The following is a 7,163-nucleotide window of genomic DNA, read 5'->3' on the forward strand; positions in this document are numbered from 1 at the left end:
GCACTGGTGTGACACGAGAGGGCTCAGGGCCAAATACGTGGTATTATCCGGGTAAAACACGCCCACGGCAGCTAAAAGGCAGCTACAAGGCAGGCTCAGGCCTTTTGGCCCGCGGCGCTGGATACCCCTGCCGCAGCCGGTCGCGCCAACTACGGAGCTGCCCGTACCCGAGCTGCCGACCAGCTTCCAGGCGGTATCCCAACGACCTTCGAGGACCCAGATCAAACAGCATATCGACCATCTTGCGGCGCCCGGCCCAGAGCTGCCCCATAAAGCTTGCTTCCGCCGCGCAGGAATTGATCGCCTGGATGTCGGGGCTTGAAAGCAACTCTTCAGTGATCTTGTCGACCAACAAAGTGCCCGGCGAATATTTGGCATAGTTCGCGCTGAATGCTGTTTTCCAAGTATACGCCGTCTTCCCGCAGTACATCACCACCTGCGCCGCAATGGGTTCGCCGTTTACCAGCAGCAAGGCCACCGAAGCATTGCCCTGCTCGGCGAGGCTTTGCAGCAGTCGACGCGCGAACGCGCAATCCCGCGGATCCGACAGCAGCGCCGTGCCGTTCGCGCCTTTCCAGCTCGCCTGTTCGAGCGCGAGAAATATCTCGAACGCCCGCTTGGCGCCGCCGATACTCCTGTCGTTGACCACCTCGACTGCGCCGGCGGCGCTCAACCTGTTCCAGTCCTGCCGCAGCTTTTTGCGCGTCGAACCCGATCGCTTCAGGCCGAAATCCTTTGTGACGAACGGACGCATGGTTTCGGAAAGCACCAGAGGTTTGACACCGCGCACTGCCAAATCCCTGATTATCGCGGGATAGCTCGGACACTCCGTATCGAAGGAATGCAGGCTTACGATCCGAGACAGCGATGGGCTCTGCTCAATTGCGCGGAGGAAAGCCGGGACCACCTCATCCACGTAAGCGGGATCGATGACGGGGTTGGACAGGAAGGCGTAATTGTAGGGCAACGGCTCGATCACAATGGGCCAGAACGGCGCCGGCCTGCGCATCTGCAGCGCCCATAAGCCAGCGAGTCTCGGCGCGCCCGCGCCCTTCTCCCAGGCCAGCAACATCCTGATGTTCGCGAAGTTGGTCTCGCTAGCAGCCAGCAGAGCCGCTGGATTCATGAAGACATTTGAGGGGGCACGCCGAACGAGATCGTCCCACTGCGGGCCGATAGCTGCGGTAGGTGAATCAATCGTTACCGATATCATCGAACCAATCATTCGAGCGGTGATGGCGTCATGCGATCTTGTTCGACCGATATTGCTGTCCCGTTAAGCCAGCAGGCGAACCCGGTTTTCAGCGGTCGCTTTCAACCGTTTGTTTGTGTTTTCGGGCGCATTGATAGGGCGTTCGGCGCAGAGGGCATGTATGCGGTACACCGACGTGGCCATCATCGGAGGCGGACTTGCGGGTTCGTCTGCCGCGGCGATGCTTGGACGCGCCTGCATCGCGACTGTGCTGATCGATCCGCACCCTGTCTATCCATCCGAGCTGCGCTGCGAGAAATTGAGCGGAGAACAGCTTGACCTGCTGCGCAAGACGGGGCTTGCCGATGTGACATTGAATGCGGCCAGGCTCGACGGCAACGTCTGGGAAGCGCGTTTTGGACAGCTCGTGGCGAGGCGAGCGAGCGACCAGCACGGGCTGTTATACGAGACGCTCGTTAGCTCGTTGCGCGCGCAAATTCCATCCGACACCAGCTGTATCTTTGCCAAGGTCTCCGCGATCTCCAACAGCTCGGAGCGGCAGAAGCTCGTATTGTCCAATGGCCAAGAAATCTCGTCGCGGCTGATTGTCCTCGCTACAGGCCTTAACGTCGGCCTTCGCCGCACGATCGCCATGAAACGTCACGTGATCAGTCCATGCCATTCAATCACGCTCGCCTACAACGTCGAGCCGGTCGGCCGGAACAGCTTCAGCTTTCCGGCTTTGACATACTGGCCGGCGCGATCAAGTTCACGCATGGCCTACCTCACGGCGTTTCCGATCGAAGGCGCGATGCGGGTCAACTTGATGGTTTACCGTGAGATGACCGACCCATGGCTTTCTCAGTTTCGGCAGGCTCCCGAACAGACCATGCTCGCCATGATGCCCGGACTTGAGGGAATGATGGGCGAATTCAGGGTGAGCAGCGCGGTGAAGATTCGACCGGCTGATCTCTGCGTCACCGAAAATCATCTTCAACCCGGGATCGTGCTGGTCGGTGACGCGTTTGCCACTTCCTGTCCGGCCGCGGGGACCGGGGCGACCAAAGTGTTCACTGACGTCGAGCGCCTGTGCAATCTTTACATTCCGCAATGGCTGGCGAGCGATGGCATGGACGTCGAAAAGATCGCGGCGTTCTATGCCGATCCGGAGAAGAGGGCCTGTGACGCCCGATCCCTCGAAAAGGCTTATCAGCTTCGGGCGCTATCCATTGACCCGGGCTTGTCGTGGCAGGCGCGGCGTTGGATTCGTTTCCTCGCGCGACTTGCGCAGGGATCCGTCGGCGCGATCGGCGAGCGGCTTACTGCCGGATCGATTGAAAAATCGATCGAGATCAAACGAGCCGCGCACCCGTGACCCGCAGTTGAAAAATCGTCAATCATCATCATCGTCATCGTCGCTATCTTCAACTTGATCGGCAGGTTGGTGCGGCTTATGGCTCTGATCGTCCCAGAGCTTTCGGTACACGCCGTTGGCCGCGAGAAGTTGCGCATGTGAGCCGCGTTCGATCGCCTTGCCGCCGGCGATCACAATGATCTCGTCCATTTCGACGACTGACGTCAGGCGGTGGGTCGAGAAGATCATCGTGCAGCCCTTCGACAGCTTCAGAAGCGTCTGGTTTATGGCGGCTTCCGTCGTTTGGTCCAGCGCCGATGTTGCTTCATCCAGCAACAGCACCGACGGATTGCGGACGATAGCGCGCGCAATTGCGATCCGCTGACGCTGCCCGCCTGATAGCGTATCTCCACGCTCGCCGACCGCCGTGTCGTATTTATGCGGCAGGCTCATGATGTAGCGATGTATTTCCGCCTTGCGCGCCGCCTGCTCGACTTCCTCATCGGTTGCGCCTTCCTTGCCAAGCCGGATGTTTTCCCGGATCGACATGTTGAAGAGCATGTTTTCCTGGAACACCACCGCCATGCTTCGCCGAAGCGACTCCCGGGTGATCTTGCGGATGTCCACGCCGTCAATCGTAACGCGCCCCTCATCCGGCACGTAGAGGCGCAATATTAAATTGAGCAACGTGCTCTTCCCGGAGCCGCTGGGGCCGACGATGGCGATGCTTTTGCCGACTTTGAGCTTCAGGCTAAGGTTGTTCAGTACCGGCGTTTGGCTGCCTTCGTACTTGAAAGTCACGCGATCGAAAGTGATGTCATTAGTGATCCGCGGCAGGTCGGGCGCGCCGGGACGATCCTCGCCGCGGGTCGGCTCGTCCAGCAATTCCTGGATATGTTGAACAGCCGCCGCCGACTGGATCGACACCGGGATGAAATGCATGATGTGGGCGATGTTGTACGATACTTCCCAGAAGGCACTTTCGAAGGTAACAAAGGTCCCGATCGTGATCTGGCCTTTGGTGGCGAGATAGGCTCCGATCGCAAGCACTACGAGGTGCAGCAACAGCACCGAGATCGTAACCGTGCGCTCCACCATCGTCGACAGAAACGCCGCGGACGCGATCTTCCGGCGCGCCTCATCGTTACGCATGGTGAACCAGCCGAGCGTGCGTCTCTGCAGGCTGAACGCCTTGATCACAGCCTGCGCCGCGATGTTTTCCTGCACCATGCCGAGCAGCGCCGATTCATTGAGCTTCTGCTCATAATTCGCCTGCACCGCTTTAGGAGTCAGAATGCGGGGCCCGATCAACGTGATCGGGAACACCAGCAGGGATACGGCCGCCAGCTGCCAGTTCAGAAACAGCATCAGGATGATGCCGGCGATCAACTCGAAAAACGGCAGCGCCGCGCCGTTGGCAAGCCCCTTGATCGATCCTTCGAACGCGGAGAGATCGACGGAAAACCGCGACAGGATCTCGCCCCGCTTGGTGCGCGCGAAGTAGGCCGCCGGCAGATCCTGCACGTGCTCGAACAACCGGGTTCGAACGTCCGAGATCACGCAAGCCGCCAGCTCGGCATCCCAGCGCTCGTACCATACCGCCACGATCGACGTGAAAATCCCGGCCGCCGCCAGCACCGAGAGGATCTTGACCAGCGCCTCGAAGTCCTCTTCGCCGAGCGCGTCATCGATCAGGAACTTGAGGCTCAACGGCATGATGACATTGAACAACGTCTCGACCACCACGCCGAGGCCAACGAATGTCAGTATTTTTTTGTAGTTCCGCAGAATTGGTTTGATGAACGCGTAGATCGTCGCCAACGCGCCGGCAGCTTGCTTCGCGGTAAAGACGACAAGGTCCTCATCCTCCTCGTCGTCCTCAAGCTCAAGCTCCGCATTATCTTGTTCGTGGTCATCATCATCGCTGGGCGGCAATTTTTTCTCACCGCCGTGCGCTCGGGGATGATCGGCCTCGAACTTCTCGGGGGTCTCCCGCGCGAGCAAATCCGCGACGGTTTTTTTCCGATCATCGGGTGATGGAGGCTTGGACGCCATAAAACCAACTGGTGCTGGACGGCCGGCAATGACCGCCAATCGAGGCTAGTGGCCGAAGCGACCACCACTCTTTCGATCCTATGCGATGAGCGTGCACTGGCAAAGCAACTGCGCGCGAACTTCCCTGCCGTCGCCAAATGTCGGCCTGGCGCCGGCGGTTGCGAACTCAATCCCGTTCGGGTTCGATTTTGTCGAAAAAGGAGTAGCGCAGGCTCTCGGCATCGCCATACCACTGACCCGGGCCCTTGCCGGCGGCGAGCGTCGCCGCCCAAAGCGTATCAGTGCAATCGTGACGATGCATCGATAGATCGAATCCGTTGTTGAAAAACAACTCAGACCATTCCCACCAGGTGCCGAGCTTTTTGACGCCGCGCAGCAGGTCATAGCGGTCGATCAGCGCTGGCGACATGTCCGACGTCACCGATCCGAACATCAGGCCTGTCTTCATAACCCGGTTCAACTCGCGGATCGCGCGCCGCACCTGCTTTTCTGCGACATGGCATAGGCTACTCTCGAACACGAAATCGAACTCGCCGTCCTTGAACGGCATATCGACAATGGACCCCAATCGATTGAACGGTTTCAATTCGGTCGGCGTCTTTGCATGGATCGCCCGGTTGTTCTCGATGCCCCACGCATCGATACCGCGCGCACGTAACGCTCCAACCAGCTCCCCGCTGGCCGATCCCGCCACCAGTAGTTTGTAGCACCCCATCGGGTTCCACACGATCTTGATCAGGTCGCCCAGGTAGTCCGGATCGGTGAACTGGTTCCAGACGTCGCAATAGCGTCCAACACCGCGATAATTCTCGAAGTATTCGCGATCGATCTTCTCGGAACCGGCCTTACCGCGGGCACGGCGGAGCCGCATCATCTCGGTGACGATAATGTCTGTCGCCGCATCGGACGAATCGAGCAGCCCGTTCAGCGTCGAATCGAACAGGTAATCGCCGACCACGACGAGGCCCGGATGCTGCTTCGGTTCCGGGCGATGATTGGTCATGACATCGCGCGCCGGCAATCCGCCCGGCAATGCATTCACCGAGGACAGCCACCGATGGATCTTGCCCTCGACGAAATGCTCTCGCGATCGGCCGAGCGCAGGCGGCAGTGATTTCAATGCAGCCTCGATCAGCTCCTTGTCGCTGAGGTTGGCGAACGCCAGCGCGTCCGAACCGGCGATCAGCCAATTCAAGACGCCATGCTTGCCGACATCGTGGCGGGAACCCTCATTGTAAACGCAGCAGCCGCCAAACGCTTCGGACATGAACCAGGAGCCGGAAATCTTCTCGCCCCAGAACGGCTCGTCGAACAGGATCGAGATCCGCAGGTAGTGCGCGGGGCGATCGAAATAAGCGACGTGCTTGACCATCGACTTCCGCAGCTGCTCGCCGTCCCACCCCACGGTCGCGAGCCAGGAATGCGGTAAGCACATCACCACCAGGTCGAAGTCCCGGGTTTCCGGTCCCTTGCCGTTCATCATCTGGAGCTGATAACGGCCGGCCGGGGTCTTGCCGACCTTGAGAACCCGGTGATTGAGCTGGATATCGGCATCCACCTCTGACTGGAGGCAGTCGATCAACTGCTCATTTCCGTTCTGGATCGAATAGAGGCCGATATAGCCGTCGACATCCATCACGAAATTCTTCAGCGCATTGAGGCCGTTCGTATTGTGGCCCTCGGTGGCGATGTCGGAGCGAGCCATCACCTTCAAAAAACGCTTGGCGATTGGATCGTCTACTTCCTGATCGAGCAACTCCTCGCAAGTGATGTAGGCCCAGGGATGCTCGTTATCGTGAGCACCGACGCCCTCGTAATATTCAGCCGGCGACACCATCTCGGCACAGCGTTTTCGGAACGCTTCGATGGCATCTGCCGTCTTCGCCCCGTATCTGCGCCGCATGTCCGGCACGTCGTTGAGCAACTCGCCGTCGAGATGAACTTGCTCGGCGTCCATCGGAATCGTCTGCAAGCCGAAATGCTGGATCAATTCGCGCAGCGGATCAGGCCCGCTCATCGAGTAATCGTAAATCTCGGCGACCCCGGCCTCGTACATCGCCGGCGCCGAATCGAACTTGCGCGTCAATATTTTGCCGCCGAGGCGATCGGACGCCTCGTAGAGAGTAACGCGGCAAAGCTCGCCGAGCTTCTTTTTGAGATACCAAGCACTCATCAGGCCACCCGGCCCGCCGCCAATAATCGCAAGATCCAACATCTATCTTCCGCGACCCCCCGTCTTTCTGAGAGAGCATCCGGTTCTTAGCCCAGAGCGTATTCAATCAAACTGTTACTAATCGAATTCCATTCATTGTTCGACGCGCGATGAACCCGCGCGCCTGTTAGCTCGCGCCCGAAAAACGGAGCGAACGCGCGCCCTTAGCAGAAGCGCTTTTCAGCCTGAAGGAAAGATGAACAAAGGTAGTTCGGAGGGTGCGCAGCGGAGAAACCTCGAAAAAAGGCCGGCTTTCGCCGGCCTTTCTCCTGATATTCTGGTCTCTTAACTATTCCGCCGGCGGCAGCGCCAATGGCTCGACTTCCGGAGCCGCCGGCACGATCGCCGCC

The 7,163-nt window shown here is 59.2% G+C and carries 4 protein-coding genes; 1 reads left to right on the forward strand and 3 read right to left on the reverse strand.

Going from position 1 to position 7,163, the window contains the following annotated elements:
- Window positions 1-82: 82 nt before the first annotated feature.
- Window positions 83-1,213 carry a GNAT family N-acetyltransferase gene (locus VJV58_RS20355; RefSeq protein ID WP_324139167.1) on the reverse strand — a complete coding sequence of 377 codons (1,131 nt, stop codon included), beginning with the start codon at window positions 1,211-1,213 and terminating at the stop codon, window positions 83-85.
- Window positions 1,214-1,373: 160 nt separating this feature from the next.
- On the opposite strand from VJV58_RS20355, the gene VJV58_RS20360 reads away from it, so the two are divergent.
- Window positions 1,374-2,567 carry an NAD(P)/FAD-dependent oxidoreductase gene (locus VJV58_RS20360; RefSeq protein WP_324139168.1) on the forward strand — a complete coding sequence of 398 codons (1,194 nt, stop codon included), beginning with the start codon at window positions 1,374-1,376 and terminating at the stop codon, window positions 2,565-2,567.
- Between the two features lie 18 nt (window positions 2,568-2,585).
- On the opposite strand, the gene VJV58_RS20365 is transcribed toward VJV58_RS20360, so the two are convergent.
- Both VJV58_RS20365 and VJV58_RS20370 read right to left on the reverse strand, forming a co-directional pair.
- A complete protein-coding gene (locus tag VJV58_RS20365) occupies window positions 2,586-4,601 on the reverse strand; it encodes an ABC transporter ATP-binding protein (RefSeq protein ID WP_324139169.1) in 2,016 nt (671 codons plus the stop codon).
- Between the two features lie 166 nt (window positions 4,602-4,767).
- Window positions 4,768-6,816, reverse strand: coding sequence for an FAD-dependent oxidoreductase (locus VJV58_RS20370; RefSeq protein WP_324139170.1), 2,049 nt, complete (start codon window positions 6,814-6,816; stop codon window positions 4,768-4,770).
- Between the last annotated feature and the right edge of the window lie 347 nt (window positions 6,817-7,163).

This window comes from Bradyrhizobium sp., from assembly GCF_035273305.1.
Classification (GTDB): Bacteria; Pseudomonadota; Alphaproteobacteria; order Rhizobiales; family Xanthobacteraceae; genus Bradyrhizobium.